Here is a 20,675-nt window from a genome sequence, read left to right on the forward strand (position 1 = left end):
GCAAATTACCCAAGCTAACCCGGCTGCATAGATTTATTGCCACCGTCGTTGCCACGTATTCCACGCTTTCCCGTATACATCAACATACAGCTTATCCGCATCAGGTAATTTCACAGTCTGGCCTGCAACCGAATACGAAACTTACCGTCTAACCGGCGTTTGTCTTTACGGTGCCACGGTGTATGCATGGCCCGCACCGGATTTTGTTAAAAGGAATATTCATGGGGCGACCAACACGCTCGATCTACCCCGTTTTGCTTGCTTCGCTTATTCTGACTGCCTGTGGCGGCGGTAGCGATTCCGGCCAAAGCACCACCTCTTCCAACGCCGCCGCGACGATCTCAGCACAGGAACCCAATGCGCCGCAGGCAACCGGCAATACCGCCACCGATGGTTTCAACTGGTTCAATTTCCGCCGCCGGCAAATCGGCCTGGAAGCAGTGGCACGCAATGCGTTGATCGATGTCGCTGCGCAGGGCCATTCGAATTACCAAAAGACGAATAACATCATTACCCACGATCAGATCGAGGGCAGACGCGATTTCACCGGCCGGACCGTGGGCGATCGCCTGGCCGTTGCCGGTTACGGATTCGCGTCGACCAATAGCTATGCCTATGGCGAAGTCATTTCCGCGACCTCGGACGCGTCGGGCTTCAATGCTGCGGAAGACTTGATTGCCGCGATTTACCACCGCTTCGTGATCCTGGAACCGATGTTCAAGGAAGCCGGTGCCGGTTCGGCAACCGTTTCCGCAGGACTGACCTATTTCACCACCAATTTTGCGGCCAATGGCCTCGACCGCGGCTTGCCGCGCGGGTCGGTAGTGGTGTATCCGGCGCCGTCGCAGTCCCGGGTACCGCGCAACTTCTTCAGCGACAACGAATCGCCGGATCCGGTCCCGAATCGCAATGAAGTCGGCTACCCGATCAGCGTACATGCCAATATTACGGCGACCGTGTCCGTGCAAAGCTTCACCATCCGTCCGCGCGGCAGCAATGCCAATCTGACCGTACGGCTGCTGACTTCCGGCTCGGATACGCAAACGCCGTCATCGGCCGCGGCTATCGTCCCGCTGGATCCGCTGGCGGCCAATATCACCTACGATGTGCAGTTTATCGGCAAGGTGGATAACACCGACGTCAACCGCTCATGGTCTTTTACAACACAGTAAGTGTTTGACAAGGCGATACAAGGCGATGGCGTGCCGCCGTCGCACGAATTCTGCTATCGTCTTTCCTGATATCAACGGGAAAGACAGGCAGACCGCATTCCGTTGCTTACCGGGGAGGCAGACCATGCCGATAACAATAAGCGGACGGCGGGATGACGGCAACACCGACAACACATAGCCATAGCGCCGCGGAAGACAGCGAACTGCTGCAAGCGGCTTTCGACGCGACGGGAACCGGGATTTGTTTCCTGGATCCCGGTGGCATTTTTCTGCGTGCCAATCAGGCTTTTTGCCGGATGCTGGGCTATACGTCCGACGAAATCACCGGTCTCCACTGGACCACGGTCGCTCCGCCAGAAATCGCGGCATCCGGCGATCACGTCCTTGCTGAATTATTTGCCGCTTCGTCACGCCTGCCGAATGAATGGCAAATGCGCCGTAAGGACGGCTCGCTGCTCGCCGCCATTGTCAGTTTCCAGGTATTGACGCTTTCCGATGGTGCGCGCCGCCTGATCATTACCTTCACCGATATCGAACAGCGCAAGGCCGCCGAAGAAACCGCGCTGCGCCGCTCCCGGGACCGGTATCGCGATGTTGTCGAGAATGTCAGCGAAGCGATGGTCGTCGTGCAGGGCAACCGCTTGATTTATGCCAATCCCCGTGCCGCCGAACTGTCGGGCTTTGCGCCGGAAGAATTACTGAAGCAGCCGTTCACCGTCTTGATCCATCCTGACGATGCCGACAACGTGATGCAGCGTTACCAGCGCCGCATGGATGGCGAGGCGGCCGTTTCGCGCTATATCCTGTTTCGCGTGGTGCGCCGCGACGGCAGCATCGCCAGGGTCGAGTCCAGCGCCGTGCGCATCGACTGGGAAGGGCAGCCCGCCATCCTGGCTTTCCTGTCCGATCAGAGCGACCGGCGCCGTCAGCAGGACGCGCTTTGCTTCATCAGCGACATCACCGAACGCAAGATGCTTGAGGACCGCCTCAAGCAAACCCTCGATGAACGCGAAACCATCCTGGAAAACTCCATTGTCGGCATGGTGTTCCTGAATCAGGCAGGGCGGGTGAACTGGGCCAACGATGCGATGTGTCAGATCTTCCGGGTGAACGCGATCGATCCCGTCGGCAAGTCGCTGGCGCTGCATTATCCATCCCGCGACGAATACCTGAAGACCGGTGCGGCGGTCGCCGCGGCGGTCAGGCGCGGCGAATCGTACGAGACCGAACTGCGCATGCGGCGTGGCGATGGCACGTTGTTCTGGGCCTATCTGTCCGGGCGCGCGGTCAACCGGCATGACCTGTCGCGCGGCACCGTATGGGTGGTCATGGATATCACCGGACGCCGCCAGCTCGAAGAAGCGCTCAACAAGTCCGAAGAACATTACCGTCAAGTCGTCAATAACGTCACGGAGTGTATTTTTGTCGTGCAGGATGGGCATTTCGTGTTTGCCAATCCGCGCCTGACCGAAATCACCGGCTACAGTCCCGAAGAGTTATTCGCCATGCCGTTCACCAGTGCCGTCCATCCCGACGACCGCAGCCTGGTGACCGATCACCATATGCGCCGCCTGCGTGGCGATACAGTCGAACAGTATTACCATTTCCGTGTCGTCAATCCGGTCCATCAAAAAATCATCTGGGTCGAACTGTCGGCGGTAATGATCGAGTGGGAAGGGCGGCCGGCAACGCTGTCCTTCATGACCGACATCACCGAACGCCGGCGTCTCGAAGAAAGCCTGCAGCAAAGTGTGGCCGAGCGCATCCGGCTTGAAACCCTGCAGATCCAGGGCGAGCTGAAGGAAGCCGAACTCGCGCGCCGGCACGCCGAGGAAACCACCAGGGCCAAGTCCATCTTCCTGGCCAACATGAGCCATGAAATCCGCACGCCGATGAACGCCATCATCGGCATGGCGCATCTTGCGCTGCGCACCGAACTCGATACCAGGCAGCGCGACTACGTTGAAAAGATCCGTACCGCAGGGCTGTCGCTGCTCGGCATCATCAACGACATTCTCGACCTGTCAAAGATCGAAGCGGGCAAGCTTGATGTCGAGCATGTCGGCTTTCATCTCGACGATGTGCTCAGCAATGTCTCTACGGTGACCAGCGCCAAAGCGCATGAAAAGCGGCTTGAGTACCTGTTCGCGTTTCCGCTCGACGTGCCGCGCCATCTGGTCGGCGATCCGCTGCGGCTGGGGCAGGTGCTGATCAACCTGATCAATAACGCGATCAAGTTCACCGATCACGGTGAAATCCATGTTTCCTGCGAGGTGCTGGAAACCGGCACTGACCGGATACGGCTGCAATTCACGGTGCGCGACACCGGCATCGGCATGACGCCCGAGCAGACCGCCAGATTGTTCCGCGCCTTCAGCCAGGCCGATGAATCGACTACCCGCAAATACGGCGGCACCGGGCTCGGGCTATCGATCTCGAAACGCCTGGTGGAATTGATGGACGGCACCATTACGCTCGAAAGCGAACTCGGGGTCGGTACCAGCGTCCGCTTTACCGGCTGGTTCGGCCTGACCGACTTGCCCGAACGGCGCGTCACCGTCTCCAATGCACTGAACGGCTTGCGCGTCTTGCTGGTCGACGACAACGTTCATGCGCGCAAGGTGCTGGCCGACACGCTGGGCATGCTGCCCGTGCGCATCGATCTCGCCGGCAATGCCGGCCAGGCGCTGGACATGATTCACACGGCGGACGGCAACGCGCCGTATGCGGCCGTCTTTACGGATCTTGACATGCCCGGCATGGACGGCATCGCACTCATCGATGCCGTCAGGGATGACGAGGTGCTGACCGGCGTACCGCGCCTGGTCCTGCTGGCTGCGCATGGCAGCGAGGAAGCACGTGAACGTATCGGCCATGCACGCGCCGATGTCGTGCTCACCAAGCCGGTCAACGCGTCGGTGCTGGTCGATACGCTGGTCAACCTGTTCGCCCCGAAATCGGCCTTGACGCAGGACCGTCCCGGTGAAGCCTCGCCACAGTTTGCGGGCCTGCGTGTCCTGCTGGTCGAAGACAACGACATCAACCAGCAGATTGCGACCGAATTGCTGAAGGCTGCCGGCATCGAGGTCGACATTGCCGGTAACGGCCGCATTGCGGTGGACAAGCTGCTCGCAGCGGATGCCGGCCGCTACGGCATGGTGCTGATGGATGTGCAGATGCCGGAAATGGATGGCCATGAAGCGACACGCCTGATCCGCGCCGATGGTCGGTTCGCCGGCCTGCCGATCATTGCGATGACCGCGCACGCGCTGGTCGAAGAACGCCAGCGCTGCTTTGCTGCCGGCATGAATGACCATCTCGCCAAGCCGGTCAACCCTGCCGAGGTCTACCGCAGCATTCTGCGCTGGTGTCCGCAGTACGTCAGGCCAGACATCCCGATCACGGCGACTGGTGCAGACAGCGAGATGCCCGGACAGGAACCGGAACTGGTCATCGATGGCATCGATGTGCAGGATGGATTGTCCCGTACCATGGGTAGCCGCTCTTTCTATCTGCAGATGCTGGGACGCTTCCGGGAAGGACAGCCTGAGTCCGCCGAATCCATCGCCGAAGCGCTTGAGCATGACCGCATCGTTGCCGAGCGGCTCGCCCACACGCTCAAGGGTGTCGCCGCCCTGCTGGGCGCGCGCAAGCTGCAGCGGCTGTGCGGCCAGATTGAACAGGACATCCATCGCGGCCTCTTGCGCGAACAATTGCAGCCGATGCTGGACGACCTGAGCATGACGCTGCGCGGCTTGCACGAAGCGATTGATAAAGTCTTGCCACGCCCGGCGCGACCCGCCGCCACGCTGGCTCCCGCTTCTGTGGACCGCGACGCCATGCAAACGACCATTATCCGGTTCGCGCAATTGCTGCGCGACTCCGATGCCGACGCCAGCGAACTGCTCGAGCAGGCCTCGGGATTGCTGGCTACCGCACTTGGCACGGATGCGCTGGAACGCATCGACAAGGCCATGCGCCAGTATGAATTTGACGATGCACTCGCCGCATTGGGCGAGAGCGCGCGGTTGGCCGGCTACCAGATTGAACATACGGAAGGCACGGCATGACGCATTCAGCGCATTCGATGCATATCGCGCAATCGTTCGGCGTCACGCAAAAACCGACCATCCTGCTGGTCGATGATTCACCCGACAACATCGCGTTGTTGTCGGCCTTGCTGAAGGAGCAGTACAAGATCAGGATCGCGACCAACGGCATCAAGGCCTTGCAGATCGCCGCCGCCGATCCGCTGCCTGACCTGCTCCTGCTCGATGTCGTGATGCCGGAGATGGACGGCTATGAAACCTGCCGTCGGCTCAAGGCAGATGCACGCACCGCCGATATTCCGGTTATTTTCCTGACTGCCAGGGTACGGCCGGAAGACGAGGAAATGGGATTGGGGCTTGGGGCCGCCGATTACATCACCAAGCCGATCAGCCCGCCGATCGTGATGGCGCGCGTCGCCACCCAGCTGCAACTGAAGAACGCGCAACAGCAGCTGAAAAACCAGAACGACCTCCTCGAGCAAATGGTCGGATTGCGTACCCGTGAACTTGTGAAGATGCAGGATGCGACCATCATGGCCATGGCCTCGCTCGCCGAGACTCGCGACAACGAGACCGGCAACCATATTCGCCGCACGCAGGCCTACGTCGCAGCACTGGCGCGCAAGCTACAGACGCATCCCCGTTTTGCCGCGCTGCTGACCGACGCCAATATTGAACTGCTGTTCAAGTCTGCCCCCTTGCATGACATCGGCAAGGTCGGCGTGCCGGATCGCATCCTGCTCAAGCCCGGCCGCCTCGATGCCGATGAGTACGAGATCATGAAGCTGCATACCGTCTACGGCCGCGATGCCATCCTGTCGGTTGAACGACAGATCGGCGGCAGTAACGGCTTTCTTACCTTTGCGCGTGAAATTGCGTATTCGCACCAGGAAAAGTGGGATGGTTCAGGCTATCCGGAAGGATTGTCGGGTGATGACATTCCGACTTCGGCACGGCTGATGGCGGTCGCCGATGTCTATGACGCCCTGATCACACGGCGCGTCTACAAGCCCGCGTTCAGCCACGATAAAGCGATGCACATCATGCGGGAAGGGCGGGGCAAGCATTTCGATCCCGATATCCTCGACGCATTTCTCGAGATCGAAGAGCAGGTTTGCGCCATCGCCAGCCAATACCGCGACGACGACACAGCCTGCCAGTCCGTGGCTTGAAGCACTGCCAAGCAGGCTCTGCCTTACCCACATTTCCTGTGGCTAATCCTGTGGATAAAGCATGCCAGGGTGGGCTATCAATATGATTCTTCAGGGAATTTTCGATGTGATGAAAATCAGCGCAACTGCGAACATCTGACGCCCGGGATAGTCCATACCTCCATATGGATGAAAGGAGAACGCCATGGCAGCAGTGAAATACACCAAGGCAGACTGGGTTGCACAAGCAGATATTCAGGAACTGGCCGACGGCCGTTACCAGGGGGTGGTTCTGGTCAGCCGCGAACACGGCAAAGACTCGGAGGATGCGCGCCACACGGTGGAAGCGCCGTCTGACAGCCCCGAGCAGGCATTGGAACAAGCCACAGCCCTCGCGCATCGGCTGCTGGCCGATGTCGCGGCGTAATTTGCGTCGCAACTGATCAATGCGGCATATCGACGCGGTTTTCCGCGCCTTGCAAAGGTCGCCATTTCGCCGGCGATTCCACCTTAAGCCCGAGGAACGTACCTACCTTGGAAACAAGGGTGTCGATGAGGTCATGCGACATGCCCGCGACTTCATCGACACGCGCCTGGCGCCGGCCAACCCGGAAAACGATGGAAAGCAAACGCCGTTTCGCGGCCATCCGGTATTTGTTGCACAGCATGCGACGGCAACGTGCTGTCGCGCTTGCCTGGCTAAATGGCATGGCATCGCTGCCGGCAGGGTTTTGGGCGAAGCGGAGCGCCGGCATGTCGCTTCGGTGCTTGAGCGCTGGCTGCGCATTGAAGCGGCGCGCGCACCACAGGCATCGGTGCAGTCGGCTTTCGACTTCCCCACAAATGCCGTGGACAATCCTGTGGACAACCAAGGATGATCTTGGCTAAGCCGCTGATTCACAAGGGAAACTTTCCTTTGATTAAAATCAAGGCGGCGGGAATGGGTCTTGCATCGTCTGACAGGTAGACGAGCAAAGGAGCACAACATGGAAATCATCATTGCACTCAACTATATAGTTTTGATTGCTGCGACCTATGCGGTGCGGCGATCTTTAAAGCTGCGCGCCGCACGCATCGACAGGGCACCGCATCGTCATCGTCGGTAAGCGGAAGCTGATTGGCAGGGAATTATTTTCCGATACAGAAGCGGCTGAAAATCACGCCCAGCAAATCGTCGGACGTGAATTCGCCGGTAATGCTGTTCAGCTTGTCTTGCGCGATGCGCAGTTCCTCGGCCAGCAGGTCGAGCGCCTGATCATTGGTCTGACCGCCACTGGCGGCCAGTTCGGCTGCGATATCCAGATGATCACGCGCCGCCTTCAAGGCCAGCAAATGCCGCTCGCGCGCGATGAAGCGTGACTCCGCCGTCTGCTGCCAGCCGGCGACGCGCAGCAATTCCTTGCGCAACAGATCGATGCCGCTCCGGTCGGTTGCCGACAGGTAGACATGCGTCGCATCGCTCATGCGATCGACTGCCGGTTTGTGACCTGACAGGTCGATCTTGTTCCAGACGCGCAGCACCGGTACATTCGGTGGAAAGCGGCTGACAATGGTTTCGTCGGCCCGCGTCGGTCCGCGACTCGCATCCAGCAGATGCATGATGACATCAGCCTTATGCACCTCGCCCCAGGTCCGTTCGATACCGATACGTTCGACTTCATCGCCGGCGTCACGGATGCCGGCGGTATCGATGATATTGAGCGGAATGCCTTCCATCTGAATGGTTTCCGTCACCTTGTCCCGGGTAGTACCCGCAATCGGCGTGACAATCGCCACTTCTGCACCGGCCAACGCGTTGAGCAAGGATGATTTGCCAACATTCGGCTGACCGGCCAGCACGACATTCAAGCCATCACGCAGCAGGGCGCCTTGCGAGGCCTGCTGAAACACTTCCGCCAGGTTGGCGCGAATGCGTTCCAGCTGGCCGCGCGCATCCGACTTTTCCAGGAAGTCGATTTCCTCTTCAGGGAAATCCAGCGTCGCTTCGACCAGCATGCGCAGATGAATGACCTTGTCGACCAGTTCATGAATGGTCTTGGAAAACACACCCGACAGCGATTGCGATGCGGATTTTGCCGCCGCTTCGGTCGATGCCTCGATCAGGTCGGCCACTGCTTCGGCTTGGGCCAGGTCCAGTTTGTTGTTCAGGAAAGCGCGGTGCGTGAATTCACCCGGCTGCGCGAGACGCAGGTCGATTTCCTTGCCGGCTTCCAGGCAGCGTGCCAGCAACATTTGCATCACCACCGGACCGCCGTGTCCTTGCAATTCCAGCACGTCTTCGCCGGTATATGAATGCGGTGCCTTGAAATAGATGGCGAGGCCCTGGTCGATCGCGCTGCCGTCTTCATTGCGGAAAGGCAGGTAGGTCGCATGTCGCGGCTGCAGCTCCTTGGGGCCGCAGACTGCCTGCATGACAGACGTGAGATTTTTGCCGGAAATGCGGACGACGCCGATGCCGCCGCGTCCGGGAGCGGTGGCGATGGCTGCGATGGGAGAGGAGTCGTAGTTCATGGAAACGATTGTAGGTTTGCGTCACCGGCGCGGGCAACAAAAAACAAAGGACGATAGGTGCGCTGGGAGCTTTTACAACGGCATCCAGCGCCACCAGAAAAAAAGCCCGCGCAATGCGGGCTTTTTGACAGAACCTGACAAGGCATTTATGCCGGTTTGCCAGCTTCGATTTTCTTGGTGATTACCCACTGCTGGGCGATCGACAAGACGTTGTTCACCACCCAGTACAGCACCAGGCCGGCCGGGAAGAAGAAGAACATCACCGAGAATACGATCGGCATGAACATCATGACCTTGGCCTGGATCGGATCGGGTGGCGTCGGGTTCAGCTTGGTCTGGATAAACATCGATACCGCCATCAGCACCGGCAGGATGTAGAACGGGTCCGGCGCAGCCAGGTCGTGGATCCAGCCCAGCCACGGCGCGTTACGCATTTCGACCGAAGCCAGCAGCACCCAGTACAGCGCAATGAACACCGGGATCTGCACCACGATCGGCAGGCAGCCGCCGAGCGGGTTGATCTTTTCGGTCCGGTACAGTTCCATCATGGCCTGGTTCATCTTGGCCGGATCGGACTTGAAGCGCTCGCGAATCGATTGCATCTTCGGTGTCACGGTCTTCATCTTGGCCATGCTGCGGTAGCTTGCCGCCGACAGCGGGAAGAAGGCAAGCTTGATCAGCACGGTCAGCGCAATGATGGTCCAGCCCCAGTTGCCCAGGATTTTGTGAATCTGCGTCATCAGCCAGAAAATCGGTTTGGCAATGATGGTCAGCCAGCCATAGTCCTTCACCAGGTCGAGACCGGGTGCCAGCTTTTCCAAGTTCTCGGTTTCCTGCGGGCCCGAGTACAGGCGCGATTCCAAAGAAGTCGCGGCGCCCGGTGCGACGGCACCTACCGGCAGGATGGTACCGGTCGCGTACAGGTTGTTGCCGATCTTCTTGGTATAGATTTCGCGCGACACTTTTTCCGGCGGCACGATCGCCGTCACGAAGTAATGCTGGACCAGTGCCACCCAGCCGTCATCCGCTTTTGTTGCATGCTTGGCCTTACCCTCTTCGATGTCCTCGAAAGTCATCTTCTGGTATTTATTGGCGTCGGTATAGACCACCGGACCAGTAAACGTGCTGTAGAAGTGTGACTCGTTTTCCATCTTGTTCCCGTCGCGCACCAACTGCAGGTAAAGCGAAGGATTGATCGGCGCACCGCTGTTATTGACGATGTCATGCTTGACGCCAATGGTGTAATTACCGCGCGTGAAGGTGTAGGTTTTGATCAGTTTGACGCCGCTTTGCTCGGATTCGAGCACCAGTTGTACCTGGTTGCCATTGTCCAGCGTACGTGGACCCGGCTTGGCAATGAAAGCTGATTTGTGGTTAGGGAAATCACCACCGATCAGGCCGGTCTGGCCGAGATAGGTGTGCTTACTGCCCGGATCGAACAACAGCATGTTCTTGGTCGGATCCACCGCGTCTTTATGCTTGAGCAGTTCCAGGCGCTTGATCTCGCCGCCCATTGTGTCGATATCAACCTTCACCACGTCGGTCGTGATAGTCACGATCTCGCTCTTCGCTGCCGCAGCGCCAGCCGGAACGGCAGCAGCGCCTGGTGTCGCCGGCGTGCTGGCTTGCGGCACATCACCCTTGACGGCCGGTGCATTGCCCGCAGCCGGTTTGGCGACCTCTTGTGTCAGGCCCGGAAAAAACATCGAGGGCTTGCCGTTGTGGCGCATCCAGTTGTCCCACAGCAGAAGCAGGGACAACGAGAATACAACCCACAGGACGGTACGTTGGATATCCATAAATATAATCAGTCAGTGGTCAGGAGTTCAGTGATGGCAACCGCAGGCCTTGGCATCGGGCTCATCGGTTGTTTTCTGCGGCACCGGATCGAAACCGCCCGGATGCCAGGGATGACACTTGCACAAACGTTTTGCCGCCAGCACGCTGCCCTTTGCCGGTCCGTGCATACGGATCGCTTCGGTCGCGTAGTCGGAACAGCTAGGGTAAAAGCGGCACTTTGGCCCGAGAAAAGGGCTGATGCCGAGCTTGTACGCGCGCAATAGTAGCAGCAAAAGCGTTTTCATTCCGGGGCCTTCGCCTTCGATTGCGAAGCCAGCAACTGTGTCAGTTCTGCGCGCAATTGCGCTTTCAGGCTGACGGTGGTGGCGGGTTCGGCTTTGGAGTTCACGGGCTTGGAGAGGCGGACGATGCAGTCGATCGCCGGCAGGTCGGACTGGCGGAACAGTTCGCGCGCTACGCGCTTGATCGTGTTGCGGGTAACCGCACGCGGCGCGAAACGCTTGGCTGCGACAATGCCAAGCCGGGCGTGGCTTAGTTGGGTGCTGCGCGCGTAAAGGACGAAATGTGCGGTCCGGTACACGGGCCGCAAACGAAAAACGGATGAAAAATCATCCGTTTTAACGATTCGCCGATCGCGTGCGTAGCTGTGTGAACGATCTTCGCTCACGTCGGCAGCGTCGGTTGCAGTGCCTGGCTTATACAGCCAGACGCTTGCGGCCTTTGGCGCGACGTGCGTTCAGCACGGCGCGGCCACCGCGGGTTGCCATACGTGCACGGAAGCCATGGGTGCGCTTGCGGCGTACGACGGAAGGTTGGTAAGTACGTTTCATGTTGGTCTCGCTAATCGGCAAAAATGGGTGGAATCATCACGCGGCCCATTCTTGTTTTGTGCGCTACACACAAAACGCAACAGGCAGTGAACCCGCAATTAGACACTCTTTTCCGCTTCTGTGTCAATCACTTAGGTATGGCGGGAATGGCAAGCCGGCGCGGTTTCGCAGGGGTTTTGTGCCTTTGTGCAAGATCTGTTAGCAGAAAAGCGCGGGTAGCAAACCCCATTCCGAAGCGAACAGCGCGGGGCAGTCCAGGAATGTTCATTCAAGCTTTGGCAGAGCCATTCCACGCGCGTTCGGCTCAAGCCGATGTGTGATGAATTGTTTAAATTTCATGTGATGAAGCTCGATGAAAATGCATAAAAATTAAACACTCCTTAAGTCCGGTATGGCGATTCTGACATGCTGTATATTTCATCAGCACAAATTTGCATGTTTGCTTCCCGTGCCTTCCTCAAGCGGAAATTTCCTCGGATGGCAAGCAATTTATTATGTGGAAAAAATGATCCAGCCTGTGGATAACTCTGTTTCCCGGCGTTAGAATAGCTCTCCCGTGTGGACAAACCCGAGCGCTGACATATCGATTCTGCACCCTGTTCAAATCCTGATCGTATCCATAGGCAGGGCAGCAAGCTGGTAGAGGGAGGTATTGTCTGGTGCCGGGTCGATTTAATTTCCACATAACAAGATATAGAAAAATACATGGAAGATTTCTGGCAAACCTGTTCTGCAATGCTGGAGCAGGAGCTTACGCCCCAACAGTACAGTGCATGGATTAAACCGTTGGCGCCCATCGATTTCGAAGATGGCCGCCTGCGTATCGCGGCGCCCAACCGCTTCAAGCTCGACTGGGTGAAAACCCAGTTCGCCAGCCGGATTACTACCCTTGCGTCTGAATACTGGGAAGCGCCGATCGATGTTCAGTTCATCCTGGACCCGCGCGGTAATGCAGTACGTCGCCCGGCTCCTTCATCTGCCGACGGCTCGTCCGGCGGAAATGGCAACAACAGCCATAATGGTCAGCATGGTCATCCCAGTCAACATGGCAGCAACGGCCACCATGATCAAATGATTGACCAGGGCCCAGACCCAATTGAGCGGGCTGACATCCTGATCGAAAACACCGCGCGACGCGACCAGAGCAAGATCAACACAGCATTGACCTTCGAAAGCTTCGTGACCGGCAAGGCGAACCAGCTGGCGCGCGCTGCTGCGATTCAGGTTGCCAATAATCCGGGCGTTTCCTATAACCCGTTGTTCCTTTACGGCGGCGTAGGCCTTGGCAAAACCCACCTGATCCATGCGATCGGCAACCAACTATTGAACGACAAGCCCAACGTACGTATTCGCTACATTCACGCAGAACAATATGTTCGCGACGTAGTGACTGCTTACCAGCGCAAGGGTTTCGACGATTTCAAGCGGTATTACCACTCGCTCGACATGCTGCTGATCGACGATATCCAATTCTTTGCCGGCAAGAGCCGGACACAGGAAGAATTTTTCTACGCGTTTGAGGCGTTGATTGCCGCCAAGAAACAAATCATTATCACCAGCGATACCTATCCGAAGGAAATCACCGGCATGGATGACCGGCTGATTTCCCGTTTCGATTCCGGCCTGACGGTCGCCGTCGAGCCGCCGGAACTTGAAATGCGTGTTGCCATTCTGCTCAAAAAGGCTGCACAGGAAGGCGCCGTACTGTCCGACGACGTCGCTTTTTTCGTCGCCAAACACCTGCGCTCCAACGTCCGCGAACTGGAAGGCGCGCTGCGCAAGATCCTCGCTTACTCCCGCTTCCACGGCAAAGATATTACGATTGATGTTGTCAAGGATGCATTGAAAGATCTGCTTTCGGTCCAAAATAGACAGATATCGGTCGAAAACATCCAGAAGACGGTCGCCGACTTTTTCAACATCAAAGTCGCCGACATGTATTCGAAAAAGCGCCCGGCCAATATTGCCCGCCCGCGCCAGATCGCGATGTATCTCGCCAAGGAATTAACCCAGAAAAGCCTGCCCGAAATTGGTGAGTTGTTTGGTGGCCGCGACCACACGACGGTGTTGCATGCCGTGCGAAAGATCGCAGCGGACCGTAGCAAGAGCCCGGAAGTCAACCACGAACTCCACGTCCTCGAGCAGACCCTGAAGGGATAATCCACAGCTGCTTACTGGCTTGTGGATAAGTTGTCGGCACGGACTGTCCCGGGATGTCGCTTCGGGGCACACCGATTTGCCGGATCTTGCTGTTGGAGCTGCTGCCGCCGGGCTTTTTCAGGCGGTCGCCCCATTTCTGCATTGATCTGCAGCCCGGTATCCCGGAAGACAGCGCCGCCTCGACAAAGCAATCGGCTTACTCTCCAGATTGTCTTGTCGCTGCGGCAACAAAACGCTGTTCTATTTCATTGGAAGGAACCTTTTTCTGTCAAAATAGAGGGTATTTAGAAATGGCTCGATCCGGCTCGCGACCGTCGGTAAGCAACAGGCCTTTTCTCCGATTCACAGCATTGTCTCAACTCACACTACAAGGATAAAAAGCATGCAATTGGTGAAAACCCAACGCGACACGCTTCTCCGGCCGCTGCAGATTGTGAGTGGTATTGTCGAGCGTCGGCACACATTGCCGATTCTGGCCAATATCCTCATTCGCAAGGACGGCGAGAAAGTGTCTTTCCTGTCGACCGACATCGAAGTGCAGATCACCACGCATGCCAATGTTGGCAGCGGCGGCGAAGTCGCAGCGACCACGGTCGCCGCGCGCAAGCTGCTCGATATCCTTCGTGCGCTGCCGGATTCAGGCGATGTCTCGCTGTCGCTGGCCAACAAGCGCATGACGGTCCAGTCCGGCAAATCGCGCTTTGCGCTGCAGACGCTGGCCGCCGAAGAATTTCCGACCGTGTCGCAGGCCGAGCACTTCAACGCCAAGGTCACCTTGCCGCAGAAGACGCTTAAGCACCTGTTCAACATGGTCCACTTCGCGATGGCGCAGCAGGATATCCGTTATTACCTCAACGGCCTGCTGCTCGTGGTCGATGGCAAGAACGTGATTGCCGTGGCAACCGACGGCCACCGCCTCGCTTTCTGCCAGGTCGAGACCGAACAGGATTTCCAGCGCCAGGAAGTCATCATTCCGCGCAAGACCATCCTGGAACTGCAGCGCCTGCTGGAAGATATCGACGAGTCGGTAGACCTTGAAATCGCCAATAATCAGGTCAAGCTGACTTTTGCGGATATCGAGCTGATTTCCAAGCTGGTCGAGGGCAAGTTCCCCGACTACACCCGCGTCATCCCGAAAGGATACAAGAACAACTTCACGATCGACCGCCAGACGCTGCTCCATTCGCTGCAGCGCGCGGCGATCATGACCAGCGACAAGTTCAAGGGTGTCCGTTGCATCATCACGCCGGGTAGCCTGAAGATCAGTTCGACCAACGCCGATCAGGAAGAGGCAGTGGAAGAACTCGAAATCGATTACGGCGGCGACAGCGTCGACATCGGTTTCAACGTCACCTACCTGCTCGACGTACTGAACAACCTCAAAGGCGACAACATCAACATCGCGCTTGGAGACGCCAATTCCTCCGCACTGATTACCGTGCCGGAGAACGGTGACTTCAAATACGTCGTGATGCCGATGCGTATTTGACGAATTGAACAAGAAAGAAAGCAAGGGGGCCGCCGTGGTAAAGGCGAGCCCCTTTGCTGCGTTTTAGAAAGTGCAAAATTTGTAGCTGGCGGGCTTTTTTCCCCGTGCTTGATTGATCGGGGAAGCCTGGGAAGAGGGTGGTAGTTGATATAACGACTTCAGGCGTTTAGCCTCACCGCCACCAACCCAGGCCTCTCGTTCTTCTTTGTAACGGAGAGAAAGCCCAAAGCCTTTCGCTCTTTAGTCGTAACTCGAATCATCAGAAAGCAGCCATGTCCGCGATTCCTCAAGAAACCCCGCAACCGCAGCAAAGCCAGTACGGCGCATCCTCGATCCAGATCCTCGAAGGGCTCGAAGCAGTGCGCAAGCGTCCCGGCATGTACATCGGTGACACCTCAGATGGCACCGGCCTGCACCACCTGGTATTCGAAGTGCTCGACAACTCGATTGACGAAGCATTGGCCGGCCACTGCTCCGAGATCCACGTCACCATCCATTCCGACAACTCGATCTCGATCACTGACAACGGTCGCGGCATCCCCACCGGCATCAAGTGGGACGACAAGCACGACCCCAAGCGCAGTGCGGCCGAAATTGTCATGACCGAACTGCATGCCGGCGGCAAGTTCGACCAGAATTCCTACAAGGTCTCGGGCGGCCTGCACGGCGTCGGCGTGTCCTGCGTCAATGCATTGTCCAAACTGCTCAAGCTGACGATTCGCCGCGATGGCAAGGTCCACACGATGGAATTCGCCAGGGGCGTCGTGCAAAACCGCGAACTCGAAACCATCGACGGTGTCCCGGCATCGCCGATCAAGGTCATCGGTGAAACCGACAAGCGCGGCACCGAAGTCCATTTCTGGGCGGACGAAGAAATTTTCACGCACGTCGAGTTTCACTACGACATCCTCGCCAAGCGAATCCGCGAACTGTCCTTCCTCAACAACGGCGTGCACATCAAGCTTACCGACCAGCGCTCCGGCAAGGAAGAAGACTTCGCGTTCGAAGGCGGCACCCGCGGTTTTGTTGAATACATCAACAAGAACAAGAGCGTGCTGCATCCGACCGTGTTCCAGGCCACCGGCGAAAAAATGTCCGAGCACGGCACCAACATCAGCGTCGACGTTTCCATGCAATGGAACGATGCGTACAACGAACAGGTGCTCTGCTTTACCAACAACATCCCGCAGCGCGACGGCGGCACCCACCTGACCGGCCTGCGCGCCGCGATGACTCGCGTCATCAACAAGTACATCGAGGAAAATGACTTCGCCAAGAAAGCCAAGGTCGAGATTTCCGGCGACGACATGCGCGAAGGCCTGACCTGCGTGTTGTCAGTCAAAGTGCCTGAACCGAAGTTCAGCTCGCAGACCAAAGACAAGCTGGTTTCCAGCGAAGTGCGCGGCCCGGTCGAGGAAATCGTCGCCAAGACGCTGACCGACTACCTGATGGAAAAGCCGAACGACGCCAAGATCATCTGCGGCAAGATCGTCGAAGCCGCACGCGCCCGCGAAGCCGCGCGCAAAGCCCGTGAGCTGACACGCCGTAAAGGCGTGATGGACGGCCTCGGCCTGTCCGCCAAGCTGGCCGACTGCCAGGAAAAAGACCCGGCACTGTGCGAACTCTACATCGTCGAGGGTGACTCCGCGGGCGGTTCCGCCAAGCAGGGCCGCGACCGTAAGTTCCAGGCGATCCTGCCGCTGCGCGGCAAGGTGCTCAACGTCGAAAAAGCGCGCTTCGAAAAAATGCTGTCGTCCGAGCAGATCACCACCCTGATCGCCACCCTCGGCACCAGCATCGGCCCGGACGAATTCAACGTCGAGAAGCTGCGTTACCACCGCATCATCATCATGACCGACGCGGACGTTGACGGCGCCCACATCCGCACGCTGCTGCTGACGCTGCTGTATCGCCAGATGCCGCAACTGGTCGAGCGCGGCCACGTCTACATTGCCCAGCCGCCGCTCTACAAGGTCAAGCATGGCCGTGACGAGCGCTACCTGAAGGACGACGTCGAAGAAGCCAGCTACATGATGCAGATCGCCCTCAACGACGCGGCGCTGATCCCGACCGACAATGCATCGCCCATCGTCGGCGACGCCTTGTCCGAACTGGTCCGTCAGTACAACACCGCCAACGCCATCATCATGCGCCTGTCGCGCGCGGTGGATGACGCGGCGCTGTCCGCCATCATGACCGGCGTAACGCTCAACCTCGACAGCGTCGAGAATGCGGAAGCGTCGGCTGCCGCTCTCGGCAAGGCGATCAACGATCCGGCCGTCGAAGTCATCGTCAAGTCCGACGAATTGTCCGACAAGCATATGCTGCGCATCCAGCGTCGCCACTTCGGCAACCTCAAGATTAGCGTGATCGACGCCGACTTCGTGCATGGCCCGGATTATCAGGTGCTGTCGGCTGCGGCGGCAACCTTCAAGGGCTTGATCGGCCCTGGCGCGATGGTGCGTCGTGGACAAGGCGACAAGGCCAAGGAAATCGCGATCCGCGACTTCCATGAAGCGATGAGCTGGCTGCGCGATGAAGCCGAGCGCGGTGTCTCGAAGCAGCGCTACAAAGGTCTGGGCGAGATGAATCCCGAGCAGTTGTGGGAAACAACGATGGACCCGACGGTACGTCGCCTGCTGAAGGTGCAGATCGAAGACGCAATTGCTGCCGACCAGATATTCACTACGCTGATGGGTGACGATGTGGAACCGCGTCGGGCGTTCATTGAGTTGAATGCGCTGCAGGCGGGAAATATTGACGTTTGATGCGTTGCGAATGAACCTCCAAGCCCACAAAAGGTAAACGCTTGAACGCCTTCGAGTTGCTTGAAAATCTGAACCTGCTTGATGAGCATGAGCGTATAGAGGCAAAGCGGGCAAGCGATGTTGGCAAATCCGTATTGGAAACAGTCTGCGCATTTGCCAACGAACCTGGCCTTGGCGGTGGCTGGATCGTCCTTGGTGTTGTACGGGAGGAGCTTGCGCTCTTTCCGTCATATGAGGTGGAAGGCATTGCCAATCCGGACAAGATCAACACGGATCTTGCCAGCCAATGCCGCGATATGTTCAATATCCCCGTTCGGGTCGATATCTCTACCGAGCGCATCAGTGACAAGACCGTCGTAACTGTTTTTGTGCCGGAGGCGCAACCGCAGGACAAACCAATTTGCTTCAAGGCCCAAGGTTTGCCAAAAGGGGCATTTCGCCGTGTCGGTAGTTCGGATCAGCGCTGCACTGACGATGATATGGCAGTGTTCTATCAAGGCCGGCAGCAGGAAAGCTTTGATGCGGGCATCGTAGCGGACGCCTCCCTGGATGACCTATCGGATGAGGCGATTGATGACTATCGGCTGTCCCGTGCCGAAGTCAATCCAGATGCGCAGGAACTACGCTGGTCTAATCGTGAACTCCTGCAGGCACTGGGATGTGTCCGACGCACCAATGACAATGGCGATTGGAAACCCACCGTAGCCGGTTTGATATTGTTCGGCACGCCGCAAGCTTTGCGCCGCTGCTTTCCCATGACACGGGTAGATTACATTCGCGTTCCAGGGCGTGACTGGGTACCGGATCCTGATCGTCGTTTCGATACCATCGAGTTGCGCGACCCACTGTTTCGTTTGATCCGTCGTGCCCAGGCGGCAGTGCTGGACGATCTTCCCAAAGGATTCGGTTTAGACGAAGGGGAACTGCAACGGCGGGAAAAGCCGGTTATTCCTTTGCGTGTCATTCGCGAAGCCTTGGTCAATGCACTCATGCACCGAAGTTATCGTAGCCACAGCCCAGTACAAATCATCCGCTACGCCAATCGGCTCGAAATCCGCAATCCAGGCTTTTCTCTCAAATCGCCTGAACACTTAGGCGAACCAGGTTCGCAACCGCGTAATCCCAAGATTGCCGCCGTATTGCATGAAACACGCTTTGCTGAAACCAAAGGTAGTGGCATTCGTGTCATGCGAGAAAGCATGGAGCAGGCTGGGTTAACACCGCCGCTGTTTGAGTCCGATCGCAGTAATGACTAGTTCGTTGCGCGCTATTTATTTCATCACTTCCTCGACAGCGAAGACATTGCTTGGCTGGCACGTTTCAAGGATATGCATCTTTCCGATGACGACGCCAAGGCGCTGGTATTCGTCCGCGAAGCAGGGGCAATCGATAACGCCACTTATCGTGAACTCAACAAGATTGATCCCCTTGCCGCCAGCGGTGCGCTTCGGCGTCTACGCGATGCTGGCTTGTTGGTACAAAAGGGGCGAGGATCAGCCACTTATTATGTCCCTACCGAGAGACTTACTGCACAAACGGAGCGTTTATCTAGTAACCCCGAAGACTTATCTAGTAACCTAGACGTCTTATCTAGTAACCCAACCGCCTTATCTAGTCAGTCTCAGCCGGAAGACGAGGCGCGCCGAGTGCTATTAGCGACCCTGCCCGGAGAACTGGCCGCCCGTGTCGGAGCACTAGGACAGCGCAAGCCGCCCGAAGAAGTAAGAGTGGTAGTGCTCGATCTTTGTGATTTAAGGCAATGGCGAGCCGAAGAACTGGCAACTCTACTGAGGCGGAACGTGGAATACGTTCGGCAAAACTACCTTCGCCCCTTACTAAAAGACGGTAGCCTGAGAATGACCAATGAAGCTGAACCTAATGATCCGCAGCAAGCGTATCGCACGCCAGATTAAACTTGTGTCCGCTGCAACGTGCAAATACTTTTGCATGCCAATAAAAAGATCAAGGCGTCTTTACCAGATAACGATTAAGGCAACACAAACCCGAAATTTCCCTGTGTAATTATCGTATTGGCATGGCTTTAACCAAAGGCTCCGAAGGGGCCTTTTCTATTTTGTGCGCCCGGCAGGGCGCACTCACTTGGAGGTGGAAATCCTCTGCTCGCCCGGCAAGGGGAAGAGCTAGCTGAACAAACGCTGCGCAGCCTGTAACCTTGAACCTTAGCCATCAGATTTTAACTGTCGAGGTCACCATGCCAAAGCAATCAAATCCGGTCGCAGTCGTCGCAGCGGACGTACCGCCGCGTGTCAAACCGTCGAATTATCCAGAGCCATTTGCATCGCGCATGTCAGGTCGGGAGAAACGCGCTCTCGGCGATCTGTTCGGGCTCAACAACTTTGGTGTCAATCTCACTCGCCTGGCTCCCGGCGCGGTTTCCTCGCTTCGTCATGCTCATACCAGACAAGATGAGTTCATCTACATTTTGCAGGGTCACCCAACGCTACACACCGATGAAGGGAAAACGCAACTCTCGCCCGGAATGTGTGCGGGCTTCAAAGCGGGCACTGGCAATGGGCATTGCCTGATCAACCAGACGTCTGATGACGTTGTTTATCTCGAAGTCGGCGACCGGACGCCCGGCGATGAAGGCAGTTATCCAGACGACGATCTCAAGGCATCGCTTGTTGAAGGGAAATGGCAGTTCCAGCATAAGGACGGGACGCCTTACTAGGGCTGTCAACACGCCACGCGGCGATCCTCTGATGGCTTATCTTTCCACCGCAA

Annotated in this window: 16 protein-coding genes; 11 read left to right on the forward strand and 5 right to left on the reverse strand. The window is 57.5% G+C overall.

What is annotated here, in order from left to right:
- Positions 1–221 precede the first annotated feature (221 nt).
- The 5 genes from ASE07_RS01400 to ASE07_RS01420 all read left to right on the forward strand — a co-directional run bounded on the left by ASE07_RS01400 (position 222) and on the right by ASE07_RS01420 (position 7,250).
- Positions 222–1,172, forward strand: coding sequence for a CAP domain-containing protein (locus tag ASE07_RS01400; RefSeq protein ID WP_057288993.1), 951 nt, complete (start codon positions 222–224; stop codon positions 1,170–1,172).
- A 152-nt stretch (positions 1,173–1,324) separates the two neighbouring features.
- Positions 1,325–5,242, forward strand: coding sequence for a PAS domain S-box protein (locus ASE07_RS01405; RefSeq protein WP_057288994.1), 3,918 nt, complete (start codon positions 1,325–1,327; stop codon positions 5,240–5,242).
- Entirely contained in the window at positions 5,239–6,393 is a 1,155-nt protein-coding gene (locus tag ASE07_RS01410) for a response regulator (RefSeq protein WP_235548306.1), read from the forward strand. The genes ASE07_RS01405 and ASE07_RS01410 overlap by 4 nt, the downstream gene beginning before the upstream one ends.
- A 184-nt stretch (positions 6,394–6,577) precedes the next feature.
- On the forward strand, positions 6,578–6,799 hold the full coding sequence (locus tag ASE07_RS01415) for a hypothetical protein (RefSeq protein WP_057288995.1): 222 nt from the start codon (positions 6,578–6,580) through the stop codon (positions 6,797–6,799).
- A gap of 19 nt (positions 6,800–6,818) precedes the next feature.
- Positions 6,819–7,250, forward strand: coding sequence for a DUF4186 domain-containing protein (locus tag ASE07_RS01420; protein ID WP_057288996.1), 432 nt, complete (start codon positions 6,819–6,821; stop codon positions 7,248–7,250).
- A gap of 250 nt (positions 7,251–7,500) precedes the next feature.
- Here the strand turns inward: ASE07_RS01420 and mnmE are convergent, their stop codons facing one another.
- The 5 genes from mnmE to rpmH all read right to left on the reverse strand — a co-directional run bounded on the left by mnmE (position 7,501) and on the right by rpmH (position 11,513).
- Positions 7,501–8,883 (reverse strand): tRNA uridine-5-carboxymethylaminomethyl(34) synthesis GTPase MnmE, encoded by a 1,383-nt coding sequence (gene mnmE, locus ASE07_RS01425; RefSeq protein ID WP_057288997.1) that lies wholly within the window; start codon positions 8,881–8,883, stop codon positions 7,501–7,503.
- Between the two features lie 146 nt (positions 8,884–9,029).
- Positions 9,030–10,682, reverse strand: a complete 1,653-nt coding sequence (gene yidC / locus ASE07_RS01430; protein WP_057288998.1) for a membrane protein insertase YidC — start codon at positions 10,680–10,682, stop codon at positions 9,030–9,032.
- Between the two features lie 27 nt (positions 10,683–10,709).
- Positions 10,710–10,967 carry a membrane protein insertion efficiency factor YidD gene (gene yidD / locus ASE07_RS01435; protein WP_057288999.1) on the reverse strand — a complete coding sequence of 86 codons (258 nt, stop codon included), beginning with the start codon at positions 10,965–10,967 and terminating at the stop codon, positions 10,710–10,712.
- On the reverse strand, positions 10,964–11,350 hold the full coding sequence (gene rnpA / locus ASE07_RS01440; protein WP_082583874.1) for a ribonuclease P protein component: 387 nt from the start codon (positions 11,348–11,350) through the stop codon (positions 10,964–10,966). The genes yidD and rnpA overlap by 4 nt, the downstream gene beginning before the upstream one ends.
- 28 nt (positions 11,351–11,378) lie before the next feature.
- A complete protein-coding gene (rpmH, locus tag ASE07_RS01445; RefSeq protein WP_057289000.1) occupies positions 11,379–11,513 on the reverse strand; it encodes a 50S ribosomal protein L34 in 135 nt (44 codons plus the stop codon).
- Between the two features lie 705 nt (positions 11,514–12,218).
- Between rpmH and dnaA the strand changes: the two genes are divergently transcribed.
- The 6 genes from dnaA to ASE07_RS01470 all read left to right on the forward strand — a co-directional run bounded on the left by dnaA (position 12,219) and on the right by ASE07_RS01470 (position 20,622).
- Entirely contained in the window at positions 12,219–13,673 is a 1,455-nt protein-coding gene (dnaA, locus tag ASE07_RS01450) for a chromosomal replication initiator protein DnaA (RefSeq protein ID WP_057289001.1), read from the forward strand.
- Positions 13,674–14,055: 382 nt separating this feature from the next.
- Positions 14,056–15,162: a DNA polymerase III subunit beta gene (dnaN, locus tag ASE07_RS01455; RefSeq protein ID WP_057289002.1), complete on the forward strand. Its 1,107-nt coding sequence runs from the start codon at positions 14,056–14,058 to the stop codon at positions 15,160–15,162.
- A 272-nt stretch (positions 15,163–15,434) separates the two neighbouring features.
- Positions 15,435–17,930 (forward strand): DNA topoisomerase (ATP-hydrolyzing) subunit B, encoded by a 2,496-nt coding sequence (gene gyrB / locus ASE07_RS01460; RefSeq protein ID WP_057289003.1) that lies wholly within the window; start codon positions 15,435–15,437, stop codon positions 17,928–17,930.
- 41 nt (positions 17,931–17,971) lie between these two features.
- Positions 17,972–19,186: an ATP-binding protein gene (locus tag ASE07_RS29365; RefSeq protein ID WP_200960857.1), complete on the forward strand. Its 1,215-nt coding sequence runs from the start codon at positions 17,972–17,974 to the stop codon at positions 19,184–19,186.
- A 72-nt stretch (positions 19,187–19,258) separates the two neighbouring features.
- The gene (locus ASE07_RS29370) at positions 19,259–19,843 is read left to right on the forward strand and encodes a hypothetical protein (protein WP_200960858.1); all 585 of its coding nucleotides are present in this window, start codon (positions 19,259–19,261) and stop codon (positions 19,841–19,843) included.
- 260 nt (positions 19,844–20,103) lie between these two features.
- Entirely contained in the window at positions 20,104–20,622 is a 519-nt protein-coding gene (locus ASE07_RS01470; protein WP_327196029.1) for a cupin domain-containing protein, read from the forward strand.
- Positions 20,623–20,675: the final 53 nt, after the last annotated feature.

Origin of the sequence: Noviherbaspirillum sp. Root189 (assembly GCF_001428545.1) — a bacterium.
Taxonomy (GTDB): domain Bacteria; phylum Pseudomonadota; class Gammaproteobacteria; order Burkholderiales; family Burkholderiaceae_D; genus Noviherbaspirillum.

Bases quoted from the DNA above. Each gene is read 5' to 3' on its own strand.
- ASE07_RS01400 (WP_057288993.1), top strand. From the start codon at position 222: ATGGGGCGACCAACACGCTCGATCTACCCCGTTTTGCTTGCTTCGCTT.
- ASE07_RS01405 (WP_057288994.1), top strand. From the start codon at position 1,325: ATGACGGCAACACCGACAACACATAGCCATAGCGCCGCGGAAGACAGC.
- ASE07_RS01410 (WP_235548306.1), top strand. From the start codon at position 5,239: ATGACGCATTCAGCGCATTCGATGCATATCGCGCAATCGTTCGGCGTC.
- ASE07_RS01415 (WP_057288995.1), top strand. From the start codon at position 6,578: ATGGCAGCAGTGAAATACACCAAGGCAGACTGGGTTGCACAAGCAGAT.
- ASE07_RS01420 (WP_057288996.1), top strand. From the start codon at position 6,819: ATGCGGCATATCGACGCGGTTTTCCGCGCCTTGCAAAGGTCGCCATTT.
- mnmE (WP_057288997.1), bottom strand. From the start codon at position 8,883: ATGAACTACGACTCCTCTCCCATCGCAGCCATCGCCACCGCTCCCGGA.
- yidC (WP_057288998.1), bottom strand. From the start codon at position 10,682: ATGGATATCCAACGTACCGTCCTGTGGGTTGTATTCTCGTTGTCCCTG.
- yidD (WP_057288999.1), bottom strand. From the start codon at position 10,967: ATGAAAACGCTTTTGCTGCTACTATTGCGCGCGTACAAGCTCGGCATC.
- rpmH (WP_057289000.1), bottom strand. From the start codon at position 11,513: ATGAAACGTACTTACCAACCTTCCGTCGTACGCCGCAAGCGCACCCAT.
- dnaA (WP_057289001.1), top strand. From the start codon at position 12,219: ATGGAAGATTTCTGGCAAACCTGTTCTGCAATGCTGGAGCAGGAGCTT.
- dnaN (WP_057289002.1), top strand. From the start codon at position 14,056: ATGCAATTGGTGAAAACCCAACGCGACACGCTTCTCCGGCCGCTGCAG.
- gyrB (WP_057289003.1), top strand. From the start codon at position 15,435: ATGTCCGCGATTCCTCAAGAAACCCCGCAACCGCAGCAAAGCCAGTAC.
- ASE07_RS29370 (WP_200960858.1), top strand. From the start codon at position 19,259: ATGCATCTTTCCGATGACGACGCCAAGGCGCTGGTATTCGTCCGCGAA.